Annotated in this window: 25 protein-coding genes; 11 read left to right on the plus strand and 14 right to left on the minus strand. The window is 62.9% G+C overall.

Annotation, left to right across the window (positions count from 1 at the left end):
* Window positions 1–657: 657 nt before the first annotated feature.
* The 8 genes from ACTOWJ_RS13315 to ACTOWJ_RS13350 all read left to right on the plus strand — a co-directional run bounded on the left by ACTOWJ_RS13315 (window position 658) and on the right by ACTOWJ_RS13350 (window position 6121).
* Window positions 658–1197, plus strand: coding sequence for a hypothetical protein (locus tag ACTOWJ_RS13315; protein ID WP_441335115.1), 540 nt, complete (start codon window positions 658–660; stop codon window positions 1195–1197).
* A gap of 15 nt (window positions 1198–1212) precedes the next feature.
* Window positions 1213–2136: an RHS repeat domain-containing protein gene (locus ACTOWJ_RS13320; RefSeq protein WP_441335116.1), complete on the plus strand. Its 924-nt coding sequence runs from the start codon at window positions 1213–1215 to the stop codon at window positions 2134–2136.
* 3 nt (window positions 2137–2139) lie between these two features.
* Entirely contained in the window at window positions 2140–2490 is a 351-nt protein-coding gene (locus ACTOWJ_RS13325; protein ID WP_441335117.1) for a hypothetical protein, read from the plus strand.
* A gap of 155 nt (window positions 2491–2645) precedes the next feature.
* A complete protein-coding gene (locus ACTOWJ_RS13330; RefSeq protein WP_441335118.1) occupies window positions 2646–3377 on the plus strand; it encodes a hypothetical protein in 732 nt (243 codons plus the stop codon).
* An 83-nt stretch (window positions 3378–3460) separates the two neighbouring features.
* Window positions 3461–3838 carry an RHS repeat-associated core domain-containing protein gene (locus ACTOWJ_RS13335; RefSeq protein ID WP_441335119.1) on the plus strand — a complete coding sequence of 126 codons (378 nt, stop codon included), beginning with the start codon at window positions 3461–3463 and terminating at the stop codon, window positions 3836–3838.
* A 9-nt stretch (window positions 3839–3847) separates the two neighbouring features.
* Window positions 3848–4243, plus strand: a complete 396-nt coding sequence (locus ACTOWJ_RS13340; RefSeq protein WP_441335120.1) for a hypothetical protein — start codon at window positions 3848–3850, stop codon at window positions 4241–4243.
* Window positions 4244–4741: 498 nt separating this feature from the next.
* Window positions 4742–5293, plus strand: a complete 552-nt coding sequence (locus ACTOWJ_RS13345) for an RHS repeat-associated core domain-containing protein (protein ID WP_441335121.1) — start codon at window positions 4742–4744, stop codon at window positions 5291–5293.
* Between the two features lie 381 nt (window positions 5294–5674).
* Window positions 5675–6121, plus strand: a complete 447-nt coding sequence (locus ACTOWJ_RS13350; protein WP_441335122.1) for a hypothetical protein — start codon at window positions 5675–5677, stop codon at window positions 6119–6121.
* A 35-nt stretch (window positions 6122–6156) separates the two neighbouring features.
* Here the strand turns inward: ACTOWJ_RS13350 and ACTOWJ_RS13355 are convergent, their stop codons facing one another.
* The 5 genes from ACTOWJ_RS13355 to ACTOWJ_RS13375 all read right to left on the minus strand — a co-directional run bounded on the left by ACTOWJ_RS13355 (window position 6157) and on the right by ACTOWJ_RS13375 (window position 9608).
* Entirely contained in the window at window positions 6157–6654 is a 498-nt protein-coding gene (locus ACTOWJ_RS13355; protein ID WP_441335123.1) for a hypothetical protein, read from the minus strand.
* Window positions 6655–6795: 141 nt separating this feature from the next.
* Window positions 6796–7392, minus strand: coding sequence for a hypothetical protein (locus ACTOWJ_RS13360; protein ID WP_441335124.1), 597 nt, complete (start codon window positions 7390–7392; stop codon window positions 6796–6798).
* Window positions 7393–7413: 21 nt separating this feature from the next.
* Window positions 7414–8175 carry a transporter gene (locus ACTOWJ_RS13365; protein ID WP_441335125.1) on the minus strand — a complete coding sequence of 254 codons (762 nt, stop codon included), beginning with the start codon at window positions 8173–8175 and terminating at the stop codon, window positions 7414–7416.
* Complete coding sequence (locus tag ACTOWJ_RS13370) at window positions 8172–8543, minus strand: hypothetical protein (RefSeq protein WP_441335126.1); 372 nt, start codon at window positions 8541–8543, stop codon at window positions 8172–8174. Before ACTOWJ_RS13370 ends, ACTOWJ_RS13365 begins: the two co-directional genes overlap by 4 nt.
* Before the next feature lie 282 nt (window positions 8544–8825).
* Window positions 8826–9608, minus strand: a complete 783-nt coding sequence (locus tag ACTOWJ_RS13375) for a rhomboid family intramembrane serine protease (RefSeq protein WP_441335127.1) — start codon at window positions 9606–9608, stop codon at window positions 8826–8828.
* 125 nt (window positions 9609–9733) lie between these two features.
* Here ACTOWJ_RS13375 and ACTOWJ_RS13380 point away from each other — a divergent pair, with 125 nt between their 5' ends.
* Window positions 9734–10903 carry a class I SAM-dependent rRNA methyltransferase gene (locus tag ACTOWJ_RS13380; protein WP_441335128.1) on the plus strand — a complete coding sequence of 390 codons (1170 nt, stop codon included), beginning with the start codon at window positions 9734–9736 and terminating at the stop codon, window positions 10901–10903.
* Between the two features lie 120 nt (window positions 10904–11023).
* A complete protein-coding gene (locus ACTOWJ_RS13385; protein WP_441335129.1) occupies window positions 11024–11689 on the plus strand; it encodes a hypothetical protein in 666 nt (221 codons plus the stop codon).
* A gap of 111 nt (window positions 11690–11800) precedes the next feature.
* Here the strand turns inward: ACTOWJ_RS13385 and ACTOWJ_RS13390 are convergent, their stop codons facing one another.
* From ACTOWJ_RS13390 to ACTOWJ_RS13400, 3 genes are all read right to left on the minus strand, one after another.
* A complete protein-coding gene (locus ACTOWJ_RS13390) occupies window positions 11801–12037 on the minus strand; it encodes a hypothetical protein (RefSeq protein WP_441335130.1) in 237 nt (78 codons plus the stop codon).
* Between the two features lie 18 nt (window positions 12038–12055).
* Complete coding sequence (locus ACTOWJ_RS13395; RefSeq protein WP_441335131.1) at window positions 12056–12781, minus strand: hypothetical protein; 726 nt, start codon at window positions 12779–12781, stop codon at window positions 12056–12058.
* 100 nt (window positions 12782–12881) lie between these two features.
* Window positions 12882–13205, minus strand: coding sequence for a hypothetical protein (locus tag ACTOWJ_RS13400; protein ID WP_441335132.1), 324 nt, complete (start codon window positions 13203–13205; stop codon window positions 12882–12884).
* 634 nt (window positions 13206–13839) lie between these two features.
* Here ACTOWJ_RS13400 and rmuC point away from each other — a divergent pair.
* Window positions 13840–15441 carry a DNA recombination protein RmuC gene (gene rmuC / locus ACTOWJ_RS13405; protein ID WP_441335133.1) on the plus strand — a complete coding sequence of 534 codons (1602 nt, stop codon included), beginning with the start codon at window positions 13840–13842 and terminating at the stop codon, window positions 15439–15441.
* A 211-nt stretch (window positions 15442–15652) separates the two neighbouring features.
* Here the strand turns inward: rmuC and ACTOWJ_RS13410 are convergent, their stop codons facing one another.
* From ACTOWJ_RS13410 to ACTOWJ_RS13435, 6 genes are all read right to left on the minus strand, one after another.
* The gene (locus tag ACTOWJ_RS13410; protein ID WP_441335440.1) at window positions 15653–16717 is read right to left on the minus strand and encodes an MlaA family lipoprotein; all 1065 of its coding nucleotides are present in this window, start codon (window positions 16715–16717) and stop codon (window positions 15653–15655) included.
* 352 nt (window positions 16718–17069) lie between these two features.
* Window positions 17070–17351, minus strand: coding sequence for an STAS domain-containing protein (locus tag ACTOWJ_RS13415; RefSeq protein ID WP_441335134.1), 282 nt, complete (start codon window positions 17349–17351; stop codon window positions 17070–17072).
* Window position 17352: 1 nt separating this feature from the next.
* Complete coding sequence (locus ACTOWJ_RS13420) at window positions 17353–18015, minus strand: MlaC/ttg2D family ABC transporter substrate-binding protein (protein ID WP_441335135.1); 663 nt, start codon at window positions 18013–18015, stop codon at window positions 17353–17355.
* A complete protein-coding gene (gene mlaD, locus ACTOWJ_RS13425; RefSeq protein ID WP_441335136.1) occupies window positions 18012–18578 on the minus strand; it encodes an outer membrane lipid asymmetry maintenance protein MlaD in 567 nt (188 codons plus the stop codon). Before mlaD ends, ACTOWJ_RS13420 begins: the two co-directional genes overlap by 4 nt.
* A gap of 238 nt (window positions 18579–18816) precedes the next feature.
* Window positions 18817–19566: an MlaE family lipid ABC transporter permease subunit gene (locus tag ACTOWJ_RS13430; RefSeq protein ID WP_441335137.1), complete on the minus strand. Its 750-nt coding sequence runs from the start codon at window positions 19564–19566 to the stop codon at window positions 18817–18819.
* Window positions 19566–20354, minus strand: coding sequence for an ABC transporter ATP-binding protein (locus ACTOWJ_RS13435; RefSeq protein ID WP_441335138.1), 789 nt, complete (start codon window positions 20352–20354; stop codon window positions 19566–19568). The genes ACTOWJ_RS13430 and ACTOWJ_RS13435 overlap by 1 nt, the downstream gene beginning before the upstream one ends.
* Between the last annotated feature and the right edge of the window lie 440 nt (window positions 20355–20794).

Raw genomic sequence — 20794 nt, forward strand, 5'->3', positions numbered from 1 at the left:
TCGTCAGCGAAATCCATCAGGGCCAGCGGGCATTCGCGCCGCACAACAGGCCGGATATAAGACCGCAGTCCTGCTATCTGACCATCATCCGATCAACGGCTTGCTTTCCCGGAGGCGCCCATATAAGGCCCGCCCTAAGCACAACGCGACCTTGGCTAACGATTGAGCACTCCCAACCCCCTCCGAGCGTAGTGGTCCGTGGCCGAGTACATCCACAGTGATGTGATGTGCTGGACGGGCCGGTCGCGATGACCGATGCCAATCAGAATTTCATCCAACGTCACGAGCGGTGTTCGCCGGAACGTCGTAGTAGTCGTTAGCTCAAATCAGCGCTGCAAAATAGCGAGTGGCTTTGAGGGCAGACAAAGGCAACGAGCAATTAGTGGGGAGCAGACGATTTCGGTAGAGCAAAACAAGGTTTCGAGAACTCGATGGGTGTTCTTCAGAACGCATCGAAATGGGACGGCAAACGGGTCAAGTTGGTGGGTGAAGCAATATTGCGACCACAAGATCCCACTTTATCGTGGTACGACATAAAAGATCGGCGGACAGAGGCTGGTGGCTGCAGCGCAAAGACAATCTATATTGAAAAAATTGAGCGCGTTGAATAGATAGGTTTCAAACGATCAGCCTCCGGCCGTCGCGCCATGGGTCAGCGTGCCGGCCAGTGGCGACACCGGTAGGTTCGGGGTGGGCTGGACCGGCGTGGCGACCGCCACGGTCTATCAACTGGAGGAAAGCCGCGAAGGCGCGGCCTGGACGCTGATTCATCAGGACGGCAGCGGCGGCGCCACCGTGTGGAACCGTGGCGACGGCCGTTACGGCTACCGCGTCCGCGGCTGCAATCCCGCCGGTTGCGGGCCGTACGGCGATGCGCAGTTCATCACCGTGGATCTGCCGCCGTCGACGCCGACCATCACGTTCGCTGACCTTTTAAGGCAGACCTTGAACGGTCGACTCGTCAATCAGACTTGCACCATCAAATGGACGGCGGCCGCTAAAACCACCAACTACGAACTGCAGTCGTCGGACACCGGCGCGCTGTTGTACCGCGGCCCATTGAATCAAATCGCATCCAGGTCGAAGAGCGAGTACTGCGCGTCGAACTACGCGGTGCGCGCTTGCGGTTCGGGAGGCTGCTCAACCTGGTCGAGCCCGCCGTTCCCGGCCACCCAACGCACCGAGCCAATGGACTGACCGGAGGACATCGACATGAAATGGATATTCACGTTTGTAGCGACGGCGATCTTCGCCGTCGCTGCCTCCACAGCACACGCACAGACGGTGGTGGAATACATCCACACCGATGCGCTGGGCAGCCCGGTCGCGGTGACCGACGTGAATCAGAATGTCATTGAGCGTACCGAGTACGAGCCGTATGGCGCGCAGATCAATCGACCAGTGCAAGATGGGCCGGGCTATACAGCGCATGTCAGCGATGCGGCGACTGGGCTGTCGTACATGCAGCAGCGCTATTACGATCCAGACATCGGACGGTTCCTGAGTCTTGATCCGGTAGCGGCCAATGCAGAGGCGGGTGCGAGCTTCAACCGCTATTGGTACGCCAATAGCAATCCGTACAAGTTCACGGACCCGGATGGCCGTCAGGCGCATGGTCCAAACGGAACCTGGAATCGTCCGGATAACAGCGGGATGGTGAACGCCCATGAGCAAGGCCGCCAACTAGCGCTTGAGTCGCTCCCGGGTATTGGTGACGCCATAGCAATATCGAAGGCGATCGATAATCCGACACTTGGGAACATCGTTAGCGCGGGCATAGGCCTGCTTGGACCCATGGGGGATAGGGCGGCTCCGGTGGTCCGTGAACTTGATTCGGCGGCATCTCGGAGTTCTCAGATCATTTACAGACAAGGGGATTCGGCAGAGACTGCGACTCGTTTGGAAAGAAAATCAATGGAAGCAGAGGCCTCAAGCATTCGGATTCATGGTGTGTCGGGGAGTACTACAAAACCCGGTGGACCATGTTCAAGCGCGACATGCGGACAGCTTGAGGCTGCAGGATTCAAGGTGCATGACACCCCTGTGCGTGGCGATAAGAATCACAAGACGATCGAGATGCCGAAGCCTGTTACAAAAGAGGATGCTAAGAGATTTAACCGTGTCCTGGGGCGATGAGTGATGACAGCGAATTCTGAGAATTATCTAGTTATTGCCGTAGATTACTACGACGGCGAGGCTGAGGGATTGGTACGGCTTGATGCCGAGTGCCGTTACTTCCGGCGCGAGAAACTTGGCGTGGAGGACGAGAAAAATGAATACGTTTCGGTGGCTATCGATTGTTTGGTATTCGAGGAGATCGCCAGCCTAGTGGGAGCAAGTGTCTTCCAAGGAGTTTTCGTTTATTCAGGTTCAAATCATGTGGCGGACAAAAAGCTAGACGAATTCATTCCTGTATGGCGCCTGCAGTGTGAAAGGATTGGTCAGAAGAGTCGCGGGCACAGTTACTTTGGCTCAATTTCCGCTGGCTAAAACGACTATGCGATGGGTAGAAATCGATGATGCGTAGGGCGGCGACAAGAAGTCATCGCATTCTTCGTCGTATGGCGGCTTACAAGGGCGTTGCTGAATCGGCTGGGGAATGCCCTATACGTTGCCGTGATGATGCTTAACATGAGGTTTCGCAAATGAAGATCATTGCAAGGACAATCGGCAATGTCGACACCACTAAGCTGACATCACTAGAGATCAAGACCGACCGCAAGGGCGACGCTTTTTCCGATCTGCAGGTAGATTCTTTCCGCATCCAAGGAAGCAGGTTGCAAGACTGCGTATTTACGAGGATTCGCTCAAGACAGGCCTGTCTTGGATCTGGTCCTGACATGTCGTACTTCGAGAATTGCGTTTTCGATCGCTGCGATCTCAAGCTTACGGTGGCAGGAAACGCGAGGCTTACAAGATGTCGGTTCGTTGACTCAGTTCTTCGGAATGTGATTGCGCCTAATCTTGAGCTTATCGAATGCGTGTTTGACAACACTACAATCAGTACTGCCGTATTTCACGGCAGAGTTCTTATCGATGATGTGCGATCGCTCGGGCGCTCGACAAATGAATTTCGCAGGAATGATTTTTCGACCGCGACACTGCGAGATGTAGGCTTTAACACCGGCATATGTGTAACGGCGCAGACTCTTCCGCAGGGCGGCGACTACCTTTACATCGCCGACACCACCGCCGCCGTCGCGTGGCTGAAGAAAGCTGCTATTTCCTCGGATCCAAAATCTGCCGAGGAACAGAAAGGGCTGCTCAGTCTGATGTCCTACTATGTATCGACGGGGCAGAAAGACCAGCTTATGACAGGCTCCTTTCCGATGGGCTTCCGGGAGGCCGCGACGAAGTTTGGTTCTCTGGAAGCGTAGTCGCGAAGAAGCAAAGCGCTACTAAATACCGCCGACCTGGGCTAGTGAATGGGCACTCCAAACCCGTCCGACGGCGGGGGCCTGTGACCGAGTACATCCACAGCGATGCGCTGGGCAGTCCGGTCGCGGTGACCGACGTGAATCAGAACGTCATTGAGCGTACCGAGTACGAGCCGTATGGCGCGCAGATCAATCGACCAGTGCAAGGCGGGTCGGGCTATACCGGGCATGTCAGTGATGCAGCGACGGGACTGTCCTACATGCAGCAGCGTTACTTTGATCCCAGCATCGGAAAGTTCTTATCAGTCGCTCCCGTGACGGTAAGTGGGGACACAGGTGCGAACTTCAACCGTTACTGGTATGCCAATAACAATCCCTATAAGTTCATTGATCCGGATGGGCGCGCTGCTTGCTCGTACGAAGGCAAGCTATGCGTCGAATCGGTCATTCGAGTATTTTGAGGAGGAGGTATGAGTGCGGCGACAAGAAGCCATCGCATTCTCCGTCGTATGGCGGCTTACAAGGGCGTTGCTGAATCGGCGGGGGAATGCCCTCAGACCCGTGATATGGGCGCATTGTTAGGCCAGTATCAGAATCCCGTTGGACAAGGAGATCTTTGGTTCTTCGACTATGGTCTGGTTTGGGCAGGGTCGAATGGTTCCGAGGAGATCAGATTCGATTCAATTCTCGAAGTTCGACTGCCTAATGGCAAGGAATCCCTGGCGTTGAATCTGATCTGTGTGGACGGTCGAGAGCATGTTATCCCCGTCGGCAACTCATATGGGAAATTCTTCGACTCGCTTGAGATGCTTAGGTTCTTCGATCGAACGATTGAAGATTTGGCGAAACCAAAATCAGGCGGATGATGCACATCAGGTTGTTGATCTCTGCTTTGATTTTTGCCGCGTCCAGCTGTGCGACTCGAACTCCAGTCGCCGAGAGGAGTGTTTGTATTCTTGGCCAACATTGCCAAGTCAGTGGAACGCTTCGTGTCGACGCCAAGTGGCAGCTCGGCTTGGATCAAGAAAGGTCTTGCTATGCGCTGGCGTTGCCAGAGGATTTCGCGCAGAAGTACGCTCGCTCCGACGGCGAGTAGATAACGCTTATCGGCGCTTCCTTCAGTCAACCAGGTAGTGCTACGGGTACTTCGTCTTTAGGTTATCAAGTCGACGGAATACGCGTGAACGCGAATCTTTGCGACTAGCGATTTCATTAAAGACTATCCAGCAAGGCGACAAGGTCCTGTGGAGTTCGTCGACTACGCGGTGCGCGCCTGCGGTTCCGGAGGTTGCTCGGCGTGGTCAACCCCGCCGTTCCCGGCCACCCAACGCACTGAGCCAATGGACTGACCGGAGGATATAGACATGAAATGGATATCCAAGTTTGTGGCGGCGGCGTCCCTCGCCATCGCGGGTTTCGCGGCGCAAGCGCAGACAGTCGTCGAGTACATCCACACCGACGCGCTCGGCAGTCCGGTCGCGGTGACCGACGCCGATCAGAACGTCATCGAGCGCACCGAGTACGAGCCGTATGGAGCGCAGATCACTCGGCCGGTCCAGGATGGGCCGGGGTATACCGGCCATGTGGGTGATGCGGCTACTGGGCTGTCGTACATGCAGCAGCGATACTTCGATCCGCAGATCGGACGATTCTTGTCAGTCGACCCCGTAACGGCGAGCAGTGGTACTGGAGCGAATTTTAATCGTTACAAGTACGCAAACAACAATCCCTACCGATTCATCGATCCTGATGGACGTTATGCTTGCCAAGCCACAAAAACCCAGTGCTTGCAATTCGACCGCGGAATGACTTTGATTAACAAGGCGTTAGCCAATTCCAAAGGAAACGCGAAGACTCTGCTTGCCGGCATCGTAAAAACGCTCGGCACGCGGGATGATGGAAATGGGGTCAATTAACAACACGCCCACAAATGCAGGCTCTTGGACTGGCCTTGCTAAAGGCGGAATTCTCAGGGTTAATTTCTCAGCCCTTAATAGCTCAGCTTCAAGTTTAGGCCAAAGGGGGCAGGACTTCATGGTTGCAGCCTACTGCCCATGAAGGTTGGCATGGCCGGTGGGAGCAACTAAGCCGAGCAGCAGGTAGTTACGAGCCTCACAGCAGATCGTTCCATACAAATGACGAACGTCGCGCAGGAATCTCCGAGGCTGTTTTGGCTCAAGGTCTTAGGTTCGACCACCCACAAAGTTTTGGACTCAAAAAGGGGGCTTTGATATGGGGAAAATTGAAGATCAGGCTGCCAGATCCGTGCGCAACTCGTGCCGTTATGGCTGCGGCCCATGAGCACTGCCCTGCAATTTAGCCTGCTAGGCATTTTGGTCGTAGGCGGACTATGCCTTAGCTCGTGTGATTACAACTCTAACGAGGTATCTGCGCAAACCCAATTCGAAACATTGATCGGCGATGGAGCCTCTTTGGATGGAAAGCATATAGCGATAGCCACGTGCATACGCGCGAATCCTCACGGCATGGAGCTGATCGATTGCTCTCGTGAAAAAACCGGAATTCCGCTTGAGCCATCTGAGGCGCTTATGCGCTCCAGCTATCCGCACTTCTACGAAATGGCACTTCGTTCGCAGGTAGAGTCGAAGCCGCCGCCGAAAGTTTATGCATGCGGAACCTTCCATCTTGCCTCGCGCGGGGATGGACGATGGCTTGCGGTAGAATCGATGAACAACAGTGGCTTTCCTACGAAATGCAGAGCCAAGCGTGATAAGAGCAACTAATCCAACGATTTGCTCTGAAAAGAATCCGGTACCCTCTAACAAAAGACAGTGTCAGCGTCAGGCTCGGTTCGGCACCAGCCATTACCGCGCAGACGATCGTTGAGTGCATCCACACCGACGCACTCGGTAGCCCGGTTGCGGTGACTGATGCCAATCAGAACGTCATTGAACGTACCGAGTACGAACCATATGGGGCGCAGATCAATCATCCGGTCCAAGACGGGACGGGGTATACCGGCCATGTCAGTGACACCGCGACCGGTCTTAGCTATATGCAGCAGCGTTACTTTGACCCGCAAATAGGTAGTTGCAATGGCCAACTTCCGACGCAGAACGATACCGTTGCGTTGATCACCCGGAATGAAACCTTGTCTGCGCGCAGTACGTTGTTGAGCGCGTATTGTCCCGGTGGATGCGGAGAGCATCGGATAGAGCCGGGTGCCGAGTTGCGTGGTTTTATCTCCTATGGAGTTTTCGGCGACCCGGATCGCCTCGCCGCCGATACGCACAAGCGTATCCAGTTCGCAGTGCATCCGTCTTATTGTCCAAGGCGAAAATCGCGCAGGCCCTGAGCCCCAAGAAGTTTGGCGGCGTGGTTCGGAGCTGAAGTAGATCAGGGCCAGCAGCTGAGCAAGGAATCGTCTATCGAGATTCCGGGTCGGTGGGCGCCGGCTTCAGCCCTCAGGCAAAGCCGGCAACGCCAGCCCCAACACGATCAACCCCCACACCACCACCCCGATCGCGAGCCACACATAGTTGGCCGGCGTGAGCCGATGGTTGGATTCGCCCTGCGGATCGCCGCAGGCCGCATTGGCCGCGCGCTGTATGCGCAGCAGCGCCAGGCCGGTGGGCAGGATCATCGACAGGGTGATCGCGTCGACGTAGGCGGTGGATGCTTCGGGCCAGGGCAGGTAATCGATCACGTTGCTGATCAGTTGCGCGATCACGTACACCGTCGCCGGCAGCGCCGGGGTCCAGTCGAAACGGCGGTCGGCGACGCGCAGCGATCCGTCGATGCGGTTGGCCAGCGAGTGGGCGAAGAGCAACGAGAACAGCGAACGTGGCACCGGCCACAGGTTCAAGCGATGTGCGTTGCCGTAGCGCGACCAGTGCGCGTAGAACCAGTACAACTGGTACAGCGAGAAGGTGAAGAAGAACAGCAGGCAGAACTTTCGCGCCGAGACGACGTAGAACTCTCTGCTGCGGTCGACCGGTCCGGGGGCGTCGACCACTTGGCTGGCCGGCGGTGCGTAGAGATTGCGATCGTCCATGGTCGTCTCGATAGTGGTCAGTCAGTCGAAATAGAGGGCCACGCCCACGCCGCCCTGCAGGTCGGGGCTGTCGCGGTCCAGGCCGGCATCGAGTGAAGCGTCGAGCTGGATGCGCGGGGTCGCCATGAAGGTAACGCCGACGCCGGCGACCGAGGTAGTGGCTTGATGGTCGGCGTGCGTCCAACCCGCTTCGATGTAGGCGCCGACGCGGTCGCTGATCGCATAACTCAAACTCGGCGACCAGCTCCAGGTGTCCAGGCCGTCGCTGCGGTCCAGGTTGAAGTACAGCGCGCCCGACAGCGTGTCGTTGAAGTCGTAGCCCAGGGTGGTGCCGAGCGAGTACTGGGTGGCGCCGTTGCTGAATTCGCGGTCGCCGCTGGCTGCGGTGACGCCCCCGAGCACGGCCCACGAGAACTTGTCGCGCGAGGAGGGCAGGGCGATCTTCAGCGCCAGTCCGGTATCGCCGGCGCCGCGGCTGGAACGGCGGCCGTCGCCGTCGCGTTCGCGCAGGTAATTGAACGGCGAAGTCGCCAATTGCAGCTCGACGCTATCGCTCAGCCCCAGACGCAGATTGGTGTTGGCGCTGGAAGTGGTGCTGCGCGCGCCGCCGTCGTCGTCGCGCTCGAAATCGGGCAGGCCTTGCTCCCAGGCGAACGCGCCCTTGGGCAAAGTGCCGGTGGAAAACGCGATGCCAGGCCGGTCGAAGGACGGCGCGTCGGCGTGCGCGGGCATCGCGGTCGCGGCCGCGCTCAGGATCAGGCTGGCCGCGACGACGCGACTCATGGCTTGGTCCACTTGCCGCGTTGCATTTCGCAGGAGCGTTGGATCGTCGCCAATTGTTCGGCATTGCGCTTGTAGTAGTAGATCTTGGCCTGGGCGCCCATCGGCGAATCGCACACGCCGTTGGCGCCGGCCGGGCAGGCGGCGACGAGTGTGGCGTTGGCTTCGCCGCCGAGTTGCTCCAGCCCCGGTATCTGGCCGTTGCACTGTTCCTTCATCTGCGCTTCCGGAATCGGCAGCGCCGACTCGGTGCATTCGTTGATGATCTGGCCGCCGACCTGGCCTTCGATATGGCAGGCGACGCCGGCATTCACCGGCGGAACGGCGGCGAACAGCAGCACGAGGGCGAGCGGTGCGAACAGGCGACGCATGACGGGCTCCGGGGCAGGCGGTGAACGGATCACGTCACGCAACCGGAAGATTCGCGATCGGCCGAACCCGGCGACCGGTGCTTGCGCTGCTTGGACGCAGCGCCACTGTAGCCTGCGCGGGGTGCTTCGGATCAAGCCTCGGCGCGACCACGCTTTATCGCGAACGGCTGTGCGTCAGAGTTCGAATCACCTGGCGCGCGCAACCCTGTAAGCACACGTCAGCGGCCACTCACAAATGTCGCGGCCTTCGCCGGGCCTACAGCCGCTGCGTGCGGTGACGGACTACTCCTGACTACCGCTGCGCGGCGGAAACCGCAACACCACCCCCGACTGCACATCGTCCGGCTCCGGACGGTTCCACAGCACCGGCACTTGGCGCGGGCTGGGCGGTTCGAGTTCGTCGTTGAGCGGCACCAGCTCGGCGTCTTCTTCGTCTTCCCAGCTGTAGCGCTTGCGCGGCGGCAGCGGGTCGCTGAGCTTGAACACGAAGGCGCCGATCACGCCGGCCACCGCGCCGCCCAGGTGGGCTTGCCAGGACACGCCCATTTCGCGCGGCAGCACGGTCAGCAGCATGCCGCCGTAGAGCAGGAAGGCGATGAAGGCGGCGGCGATCGAGGAACGGTCGCGGCGCAGCAGGCCAAGGGTCATGACCAGGAACATCAGGCCATGAGTGAGGCCGCTGGCGCCCAGGTGATAACTGCCCGGTTCGCCCAACAGCCAGGCACCGAGCCCCGAGCCCAGCCACATCAAGGGCAGGGCGCGGAGGGTGGCTTTCGGGTACACCGCCCCGGCCAGGGTGCCCAGCAACAACAGCGAGGTGGCGTTGGCCGCCAGATGCTCGATCGAGCCGTGCAGCAGCGGCGCGGTCAGCAGCCCGATCAAGCCTTCGACCGACCAGGGCTGAACGGTGAAGGCGCGCACGTCGAAGCCGCCCTGGGCGCTGAACACCGCGACCAGCGCCAGCACGAAGGCCAGGCTCAGGTTGAGGGCCCGGATCAGCCGCGCGCGATCGGCTTTGCGCTGGGCCGGGGTGTCGGGGATCGGGGCGTCGGTGGGCAGGTGCATAAGGTTCAGATTGGCACCGTGGCCGGCCAAAACAAGCCGGATCGGCTGGGCTTCTTTGTCCCGCCGGCGGGACTGAGCAACCGGTCAAGCATCGGGCCGGGGGGCGGCCCCGGTAGAATGGACGGATGACTACCGAAATCCCCACCGTACGCCTCAAGAACGCCTGGAAATCCACCCACCCCTGGATCTTCCAGCGCCTGGTCGAGAAGCCCGACCAACGCCCCAAGCCCGGCACCATCGTCAACGTGGTCGGCGTGGACGGGGTGTGGATCGGCCGCGGCTTCTATAACGGCCACTCGCGCATCTCTCTGCGCATGTTGGAGAACGACCCGGACATCGAGGTCGATGCCGACTGGTTCGCGCGCAAGATCGCCGCATCGGTGTCGCTGCGTCGCGATGTGCTCAAGCTCGATGAGGTCAGCGACGCCTGGCGCGTGGTGCACAGCGAGGGCGACGGGATCAGCGGTCTGGTGGTCGACCGTTACGGCGATCTGTTGGTGGTCGAGTACTTCAGCGCCGGCGCGTTCCGCCACCGCGAATGGATCTACGACGCGCTGCGTGTGCAGTTCCCCGGTTGCCGCTTCTACGCCTTCGCCGACGAGCATGTGCAGAAGCAGGAAAGCTTCGACTTCCGCGGCACCGAAGCGGTACCGCCGTCGACCATCACCGAGTACGGCATCAAGTTCCGCGCCGATCCGGCCGGCGCGCACAAGACCGGTTTCTTCGCCGACCAGCGCGAGAACCGCGAATGGCTGTCGCAACAGGTCGCCGGCAAGCGCGTGCTCGACTTGTGTTGCAACACCGGCGGTTTCGGCGTGTACGCCAAGGTGCGCGGCGCCGAGGAAGTGATCGGCGTGGACATCGACGCCGACGTGCTCAGCATCGCCAAGGGCAATGCCAAGCTCAACGGCGCCAACGTCAAGTTCGTCCAGGCCGACATCTTCCCGTACCTGCGCGACATGGGTAACGCGGGCGAACGCTTCGACGTGGTGATCCTGGATCCGGCCAAGATGACGCGCGATCGCGAGCAGGTGATCGCCGCGCTCAAGAAGTATCTGGACATGAACAAGCTGGCGCTGGGCGTGGTCAAGCCGGGCGGTTTGTTCGCGACCTTCTCGTGCACCGGGTTGGTCAGCGAAGACCAGTTCCTGGACATGCTGCGCCGCGCCGCGTTCTATGCCGGGCGCACCGTGCAGGTGCTGAAAGTGTCGGGCGCGGGCGCGGATCATCCGTGGCTGGCGCAGGTGCCGGAGTCGCGGTATTTGAAGGCGGTGTTTTGTCGGGTATTGGATTGACGAACCGCTGAGCCGGGTATGCGTTGCCATCATCGCCGATGGCTCCGCTGACGCCGCGCCACGATGAAAAGTGCCCGGACGGATCGACCGGGCCCAAGGACGAAAAACTCAGGATGTGTCATGCGCGATAAACGTTTTTACCGGTGGCTGGCTTTGATCGCCCTGGTGGTGTCCCTGTGCGGAGTCGCCCAGGCGGGGCGGAGCGAAACGATACCGGCCGATGTTCGGATCGATCCGATACTGATCGAAGCGGCCTACCTGTATGGCATCTGCGGCCACCACAGCATGGGCGCACCCCGCGAGCGTCCCGCTCCGGATCGGCCGCCCTCCAGCGCGTATCTCGTATGCCGGACGCTGCCGACCGTTTTGCGGGACGAATTGAAGCGACGTGGTTTCGATATCGAGTTGGTCGAGGCCCCGGGTTCGATCGACGACAAGGATTACCCGGACAACGCCAGCGCGTTCTGGCGCGCGACCCAATCCGCGGCCGAATACAACAACCGGTATCTGCTGAGCTACAACGGTTATCTGTTGTCGCGGAGCGGGCCGAGCGAGATCACGTTGTCGCTGTACGCGCCGGGGGACCGGGCGTCACTGGGCGAGGTGACATTGGAAAAAGCGCATATCACCACGACGCAAGTCATGGGCTACGTGCAACAGATTCAGCTCAAGAGCGTGGAAGACATAGCGACCATCGTGGCGAATACGCTCGAAGCGCGGTGCGCCAAAAAAGGGTTATTTGACTTCTGCCCAGAGCGGGCGCGGATCAAGCCTCCGCGCAAATGACGGTCTGAGCGATGGGCCGCGACGCGGCCCGGGCGCCACGGCGAGCGTCGTACCTCCGACATGGCGATCGAGGCGCTTGGCGAGGGTTGCAGCGCGAAGCTCCATCGCGACTCAATCCATCAATTGAAGCCCGGCGACATGCCGTGCCTTGAACGCGTCGGGCCGATACGAAACCTCGCGCGCCAGCGCATCGAGGAAGCCGGGCTCTTGCAGGCGCGCGCGTTCGGCCGCGTCGAGTTCCAAAATCAGTTCGTACATGGCGACGGTGCCGCACAGCACCGACAGATAACGCCGCTCGCCGTCGGCGTACAGGATCCAGGCCCAATCGCGTTGGTCGATGCGTTGCATTCGGTGTCATCCCACCCTTCAGCTGATCCACAATTCGACGCGGCCGAAGATCTTCCACTGCCCTTGTCGCAGTTCGACTAATGCGACCCAGCCCCTCCCGCCCAAGTTGCCGTACACATGAGCGACATACAGCAAGGCCTGGTCGCCGCGCGCCGATATCACCGGCCGGCTGACGCTGAGGATTCCACTGGCCTGCGGATACGTGCGGTGGAACTCCGGCCAGTCTCCCTTTTTGAAGACAGCCGCCAGGCGCTCGCGGTCGACAGCAATGATGTCGGGCAGCGTGCGGATGTCCAGGGCTTGTGGCTTGGCATTGAAGTGCGACAGTGCATCGACCAACGCCTTGGGCGCGCTCAAGGATCTCGCCAGGTGGTCGGTCGAATCCGGCAGTAACTCCACGCAAGGATCGGAGCTTTGCCGAGGCATGGCGCATACGGCAACGGTAGCGTCTTCCATGACGAGGCGACGTCGCGCCGCGTCAGCAGCGCCGGACGTCGCTTGCCACACCGGTTGCAGATCTTCAACAACCGCGATCAGAATCGCGCGCTGTTCCGTGGCCGTCGCCGCGCGCGGTGGCCCTTCGGATTTGGCGAACGTGTCCGGCTTCAATACAGTGAACGCGACGACGAGCGACACCACGAAAGCGATGCGAGCGGCGTACGACAGCGATCTGGACAGCGACGGAACGCGAGCGCTGCGGCCGCCAGAGACATCGCTCGACGATGGGGAAGACGACGGATTCATGAGCGGACATCCCTGAGCGCTTGTGCTATCGCCGCAGCCTGGGCGGTGGGCCGGACAGTCGGCAATACATCCAACCGATGCGAGTCGGCGCGGGTGCTGTTCAGTCCTTCCACCACAACACCGCCGGCGGATCTTCCGGACGCGCGTGCTCCAAACGTCGCAGCGCTTCCACGTCCAGCCCCGGCAGATGCACGCTCAACGCAGTGGCCACTTCGCGATAGCCCGGCCAATCGGTGCGCAGTTCCAGACTCTCGCCGGCGGCGGTGCCCAGCTCGAGGAACACCAGCTTGCGCTCGACCGTGTCGATCGCATAGCCGTCGATGCCGTCGATGTCGTGCCAGCGGATGCCGTGTACGCGGCCGGCGCCGTCGTCGCGCCAGACGCCGCGCGGGTCGGCGTAGAGCCGGGGATCTTGCGGGTTCATGGCTGCGTCCCTTGCGCACGCTCCGGCGAACGCCGGGCGGTGGATTGGCCAAGATTGGCACAATCGCTGCCGCCGATCCTGTGCCGTATGGAACTCAGCGGGGGTGGCCGGATGGGCATTTGTGACGGGTATCGCTGTTTGCTCTTGAGGGCCGATGGGGCCGCCTCGATGGCGACCTGGATCCTCGCCAGCGCGGGGAGGAGCAGGGTGGGACGTGCTGGGTCCGGGCTATCAGGTGGGTGGCTGACACGACGGGTATCGCCTCGGCTGGCTTGGAAGAATCGCGGTCCGAGGCCGGCGCTGAAGTGTTCCGCCTATGCACGAAGCGTCTGAAGACGGTCTCGTGCCGGCTTCGTTCGACAGGCGTGGCTGCGGCGGGCAAGCGCGAGATGATGAACGCCCACGCCCACGCCGAACCGCCCGTGCGATCCACCCGTCGCGGCACCGCGCGGCAAGCCACGCGCCGTGTCGGCACGGCGTTCGACAACACGCAAGCCCGTCGCAGGACCTGAGACTCATCGGCTTAGACTGGACGCTTAGACTAGGCACGCACTCCGTGTCCGTCTTCAACACGCCCCGATGCGGGCGTCCGGCCACGGAACGGCCCTTCTTCCGCACGTTCCATGAGTCCCTGATGTCGCCGACCGTTGTCCTGATCGCCATTGTTCTCGCGCTGTTGATCGGCGCCGCGCTCGCTTGGCTGCTCGCCCGCGCCGGCGCCGCGCGGGCGCTGGAGGCCGCGCGCGGCGAGTTGGGCGCGCAGTTGAATGCGGCTAACACCGAACGTGCGCAATTGCTGGAGCGCAGCGCGCGGATTCCCGAATTGCAGACCCGGTTGGACGAGGCCGACGCCGTGCGCAATCAGTTGCAGCGCGACAGCGGCCTGCTGCGCGAAGCCATCGGCCGCACCGGCGCGGAACTCGACAAAGAACAGCAGGCCCTGCAGCGGCTGCGGCTGGAGTTCGAGCAGCTCGAACGCGAGCGCGACGCGGTCGCCGCCGAGCTCAGCCGGCGCACGGTCGAAGTCGGCCGGCTCAATACCCAGCTCGACGCCGAACGCAACCAGGCGCAGGAAAAGATCGCCCAACTCAAGGACGTGCGCGACGAGCTGAGCAACCAGTTCAAGAATCTGGCCAACGAGATCCTGGAAGAGAAGAGCAAGCGCTTCACCGAACAGAACCGCAGCCACCTGGGCCTGCTGCTCGATCCGCTGCAGCAAAAGCTCGCCGAATTCCAGGCCAAGGTCGAAACCGTCTACGACAACGAAACCCGCGACCGCACCGCGCTCGGCGAGCAGGTGCGTCAGTTGATGGCCTTGAACCAATCGCTGAGCGAAGACGCCAAGAACCTCACCACTGCGCTCAAGGGTTCGAGCAAGGCGCAGGGCGCCTGGGGCGAACTGATTCTGGAGCGGGTGCTGGAATCGGCCGGCCTGCGCAAGGGCGAGGAATACGACGTGCAGGAAAGCCACGGCACCGAGGACGGCGAGCGCCGTCCGGACGTGACCGTGCACTTGCCCGAGGACCGGCACCTGGTGATCGACTCCAAGGTCTCGCTGACTGCGTACGAAGAGTTCACCAGCGCCGAAGACGAAGACCTGCGCGCGCGCGCGCTCAAGCGCCATATCGAATCGGTGCGCCAGCACATGCGCGGTTTGTCGGAGAAGCGCTACCAGGATCTGTACGGACTGCGTTCGCTGGATTTCGTGCTGATGTTCGTGCCGGTGGAGCCGGCCTTCATGCTCGCGGTGACTCACGACCGCAATTTGTTCATGGACGGCTGGCAGCGCAACGTGTTGGTGGTCAGCCCGTCGACCTTGTTGTTCGTGCTGCGCACCGTCGCCCATCTGTGGCGGCAGGAAGCGCAGAACCGCAACGCGCAGGAAATCGCCAAGCGTGGCGCGCAGCTGTACGACCGGCTGTGTTCGTTCGTGGCCGATCTGGAAAAGGTCGGCGAGCGCATCCATCAGGCGAAAGACAGCTTCGACAGCGCGCGCGACAAGCTCAGCCGCAACAAGGGCAGCGTGATCCGTCAGGCCGAGATGCTGCGCGACATGGGGGTGAAGCCGAACCGGGCGTTGCCGGCGAAGCTGGTGGAGTTGTCGGTGGATGAGGACGAGGCGAAAGCCGACGGCACGGTCCTGATCGAAGCGAACGCGGACGCAAACCCCGACTCCGACGGCGCGCAGCCGATCGAAGACGCAGGGGGTTTGCCTGAGTCGGACGACGCGAAGTAACCCGATGGCGGCGATCGCGCCTATCTGCCTGTAGGAGCGGCGTGAGCCGCGACCGCGAGGCGGCCGGTTGCGTCGTAAGTGGGTTTCGCGGTCGCGGCTCGCGCCGCTCCTACAGGCCGCCGCCCATCGACGCGGCAGCCCAAAGCGAAACGGCCCGGATTCGCATCCGGGCCGTTCGTGTTTTCAGCGAAGCGCTTGGAATCTGTCGCGATCAGCGCACGCCCGTACCGTCGGTCGGCATGATCGGCATCGCATCGGCCGGGACGCTCGGGTTGCTGTCGTCCTGCAGGTACTCGGGCAACTGGGTCTCGCCGTTCTTTTCCATGCGGTCGCCGAAGATCTGGTAGTCGCGGCGCTGCATCCACGAATCGCGGATCAAGGCGTACTCGTCTTCGGCGCCTTCGCGCAGGCTGTCGAGCGGCAGCAGTTGTGCACGCACGTCGACCAGCTGCAAGCCCTGCAGCGGGATGCGGATGCGGTCGCGTTCGATATGGCGCAGCGGGCTCAGCGGTGCGTCGCCGACCATGCCGAAGGTGTCGCGCACGGTACGCGGGCCGAAGAACGGCAGTTCGACATAGCGCGAACGCTTCCAGCCCCAGATGCCCAGGGTCTGGCCGAAGTCTTCGCTGCGGTTGGGCAGCTTGGCGGCGGTGGCCGGATCGAAGATGCCGCCGATGCCGAGCGTGGTGTTGAGCGCGAAGCGGCCCAGCGATTGGAACGCCTGCTTGGGCTTGCCCTGCAGCAGCGCGTTGAGGATCGACACCGGCTGGCCGAGGTTGTTGAAGAAGTTGCTCACGCCCAGGCGGATCGGACGCGGCACCACTTTGGAATAAGCGCGCGCCAGCGGCCGGGCGACGCCGCGGTCCACCGCCATGTTGAAGCGGTGCATGCGGCGGTTGTACTTCTCCCACGGATCGTAGGCGCTGGGCACGTTGGCCGGCGCCGGCAGGGTGGGGTCGGCGACCGGATCGTAGGTCTGGGTGCCGTAGATGTCGTCGAAATCGCGTTCGGCGTCGGTGCGCGGGTCGGTCGGGTCGACCGTGCCGCCGCTCGGCGGGGCGTTGGCCGGGTCGATCTGGGCCAGGGCGTAGTCCAGCGACAGCGGGCTCAGCGCCAGGCCGTCGATGGTTTCGGCGACGTCGAACGCCGGGATGGCCGGATCGTGCGAGCCGTCATCGGCGGCGACCGCGTCGGCGGCTTGCGCATCGATCTGCACCCCGGCAGCGGCCAGCGCGGCGGCGGAGTCGGTCTGGACCGCGGCTGGGAGCGGCTGCATCGGCACCGACCCGGCTTGCGCAGGTTCGATCGCTTCGGCGGCATTCGCCGCGTAGTCGGGTTCGATCGCCAACGGTTCGGCGACGATCGCGGCCTGGGCCGCGGAGACGTCGGCCTGCGCCGCTTCTGCGGTGGCAATGGGAGCCGCAGGGGCCGGGCTCGCGTCGTGCGCGAGAGCCGGGACGGAATGCAGCGCGGTCAGGGCCAGAGCCAGCGCTAAGGGGAGTGCGTGGGGGCGCATGGTTGCAGTCTAGTCTTCCAGGACAACGGTGGGGGCGGCCAGGCCACGTCCGTGGGCGTCAGCGACCGCAACGAAGTGGGTTATGCGACGCCGGTCGCCGGATGGCGCACGATCAGCGACCGAAACCGAGCGAGGCATCGAGCCGATACGCCGCACGCAACTCGGCCAGACCGGCGGGTTCGCCGAGCACGGCCACGTCGGGCGCCTGCGTGGCGAGTTCGGCCAGCAGCGCCAGACCGGCGCTGTCGACCGAGCTCACCTGGGTCAGGTCGAACCGGCGCGCGCCGGCCGCCAGACCGCGCGCTTGCGGCCACAGCGCGGCGGCCGCGGCACGGTCGAGCGCGCCGCCGAACACCAGCGCCTCGCCGTCCCTGCGCACGCTCGCCGCGCTCATCTCAGTTGCCGCTCGCCTGGGCCTGCAGCTTGCCGGCCTTGATGTCGGCGGCGACCTGGGCGATCGACTTCTGATTCAGCGGGGTATCGAACTGGTTGCGGAAGGTCTGCACGAAGCTGACGCCTTCCACCATCACGTCGAACACCTTCCACTGCGCGCCGTTCTTGCGCAGCAGGTAGTCGACCGGAATCGGCTCGCCGCCCTGGCGCAGGAACTCGCTGGAGACCTTGACGATGGCGCCGCCGCGCAGCGGGGTCTCGGACTTGATCCGGACCTGCAGGCGGGTGTTGAAGTCGAGCAGGGCCGAGCCGTAGCGCTGCATCAGGCTGCCGGTCAGGGCGTCGGCGAACAGCTTGACGTCGGCGTCGGAGGCGCCGCGGCCGTGGGTGCCCAGGACCAGGCGCGCGGCGTAGTCGCGGTCGAAGACCTGGTTGAACTCGGTGGTGATGAAGTCGCTGAGCGCGGCACGGTTCTTGTTGAACTCGGCGCGGCGCGACTCCAGGGTCGACAGGATGCGGGTGCTGTTGCTCAGCACCATCGCGCTGGGCGAGCCGGCAGCCGGCGTGGCCTGGCCCGGAGCGACGGTGGCCTGGGCGAAAGCCAGGGAGGGCGCGCCGGCGAGCAGGGCGCAAGCGAGGACGGTGGCGGTCAGGATGCGCTTCATTTCTTGCTCTCGTCGGAGGGGGCGGCTTCGCCCTTGAGGTAGTCGGGGACGGCGGCGTCGGCGGGCTTGGCGGCATCGTTGCCGCCGCTGTTGCCGCCTTGTGCGCCACCGCCGCTGAACATGTACTTGCCGACCAACTGGATCAGGTCGACGGCCGGTTGGGTCAGGTAGATCTCGTCGCCGGGCTTGAGGTCGTCCGGGTCGCCGCCGGGGGTCAGCCCGACATAGCTTTCGCCCAGCAGGCCGCTGGTGAAGATGCCTGCGGCGGTGTCGGCCGACAGCTTGTTGTAGCGGTTGTAGATCGCCAGGGTCACCACCGAGTTGAAGCTCTTGGGGTCCAGCGAGATGTCGGACACTTGGCCGACGGTGACGCCGCCGATCTTGACCGGCGCGTTCGGCCGCAGCGCGCCGATGGTGGTGAACTTGGCCTTGACCTCGTAGCTGTCGCCGCCAAAGCCGAACTTGCCGTTGGTGGAGGCGATCGCCAACACCAGCAGCGAAGCCAGGGCGAGCAGCAGGAACGCGCCTACGGCGAATTCGATGCGGGGACTGCGGACGGACATGGCATCACCTTGGGGATAAAACCCGCGCAGATCAACGCGGTTGTGGAAACGGTATGTCTGAAACGGTGTGGGTGTCGCGAATTTGACTGAAGCCCCTCTCCCGCTTGCGGGAGAGGGATTGGGGTGAGGGCGCGCGGGCAACGCGCAGCAACCTCACTCTTGCCCTCATCCGCCCCCGCCTTCGCGGGGGCCGGCTCTGACGGGCGCCTTCTCCCGCAAGCGGGAGAAGGGAACAGCTTTACTTGAACAAAAACGCCGACATCACGAAGTTGAACATCAGCACCAGCAACGAAGCGTTGACCACCGCGCGGGTGGTCGCCACCGAGGTGCCTTCGATGGTCGGCTCGGCATGGAAGCCGACATAGGCCGCGACCAGCGCCGCGGTCCCGCCGAACACCGCCGACTTCACGAACGCCATCAGAAAGTCGTTGTGGAAATCCACGCTGTCCTTGAGCACCTGCCAGAACGTTCCGGCCTCCAGGCCGATCACGTGCACCGACTCGAAGAAACTGGCGGTGATGGCGAAGCTGCAGAAGAAGCCGGTCAGCAACGGTACGCACAGCACCGCTGCCCAGAACCGCGGCGCCACCGCCTTGCCGACCGGGTCGATCGCCATCAGGCCCAGCGCGGTGATCTGGTCGGTGGCGCGCATCAGCCCCAGTTCGGCGGCGATCGAGCTGCCGGCGCGGCCGATGAACAGCAACGCGGTCAGCACCGGGCCCAGTTCGCGGTACAGGCCCAGGCCCAGCATGGCGCTGACCTGGTTGGCCGCGCCATAAGTATCGAGTGCGCGGTAGCCCAGCAAGGTCACCGAAAGTCCGACGAACGCACCGCCAACGGCAATGATCGGCAGCGAACGTGCGCCGATCTTGTAAATCTCGCGAATCAGCTCGCGGAAAAAGTCCAGGGTCGGCTTGGACGCGCGCAGCACCGACAGCGAGAACAGGCCGGCGCGGCCGAGCGAGCGGGTCGCTTCAATGAAGGGCATCAGGCGGCCTCCGAGGTGCGCGGCGCGGCGTCGAAGCCGATCGGGCCGTCGGGCTCGCCGCGCAGGAACTGGCGGACCAGCGGGTCCTGGCTGTGTTCCAACTGCGCCGGCGTGCCCGAGAACACGATGCCGCCATTGGCGATGACGATGGCGTGGTCGGCCACCGGCAGGGTTTCGTGGACGTGGTGGGTGACTACGATGCTGGTCAGGCCCAAAGTGTCGTTGAGCCGGCGGACCAGGCTCATGACCACGCCGGAGGCGATCGGGTCCAGGCCGGTCAGCGGCTCGTCGTAGATCATCAGTGGCGGGTCCAGCGCCAGTGCGCGCGCCAACGCGACGCGGCGGGCCATGCCGCCGGACAGCTCGCGCGGGTAGGCGTCGGCGGCGGCGCTCAGGCCGACCGCGTGCAGCTTCATCAGCACCAGCCGCTGGATCAGCGGATTGGGCAGCCTGGTGTGCGCGCGCAGCGGCAGGGCCACGTTCTCGGCGGCGGTGAGGTCGGTCAGCAGGCCGTTGCCCTGCAGCAGCACGCCGATGCCCTTGCGCAGCTCGAGCAGGTCGCGCTGGTTCTGCGGCACCTGTTGGCCGAGCACCTCGACCTTGCCCGCGGCCGGCGCCAGCTCACCGGTCAGCGCCGAGAGCAGGGTGGACTTGCCGCTGCCCGAAGGGCCGAGCACGGCGACGATGCTGCCGCGCGGCACCGACAGATTGATTCCGCGCAGCACGCTACGGCCACCGCGATCCAGGCGCAGGTCGGTCAGGCGGACGATGGGCGATGGCGTCGTCATGCGGGAGGCATCCGGTGCGGAACCAGCGGAGAAGTTAATGGCTGCAAAACGGCGCAGCTTGGCGCAGCGAGGCTGAACAGGGTTGGAGCGTGAAGCATTGTCGCAGCTTAGCCGGCTGGGCCGGCTCGTGCGGGCGAGTGCATCGCCGGTCCGGGGCGGTGCTTGGATTCGGAGTGTGATGAGGAGCGATTAAAACGGGTTTAAGTGGGTGGACGTGTGAGCACAAGGAAGTAAATCGCCTTGGCCCCCTTTTCTAAAGGGAACCGATCGCCGCGAATCCATGACCGCATGGAGGCAGGGCGCGCTAATGAGACGCGTCGGTCTTCTACCCAGGCTTTGCTGTTTCGATTCGTCCCGTCCCTTTGAAAAGGGGGCAGGGGGATTTGCTCTTAGGCCGCGCACCCACAACCGCCACACCGCACCACGCCGCCCATCGCGCG

The organism is Lysobacter sp. CA199, from assembly GCF_052078715.1.
Taxonomy (GTDB): domain Bacteria; phylum Pseudomonadota; class Gammaproteobacteria; order Xanthomonadales; family Xanthomonadaceae; genus Lysobacter.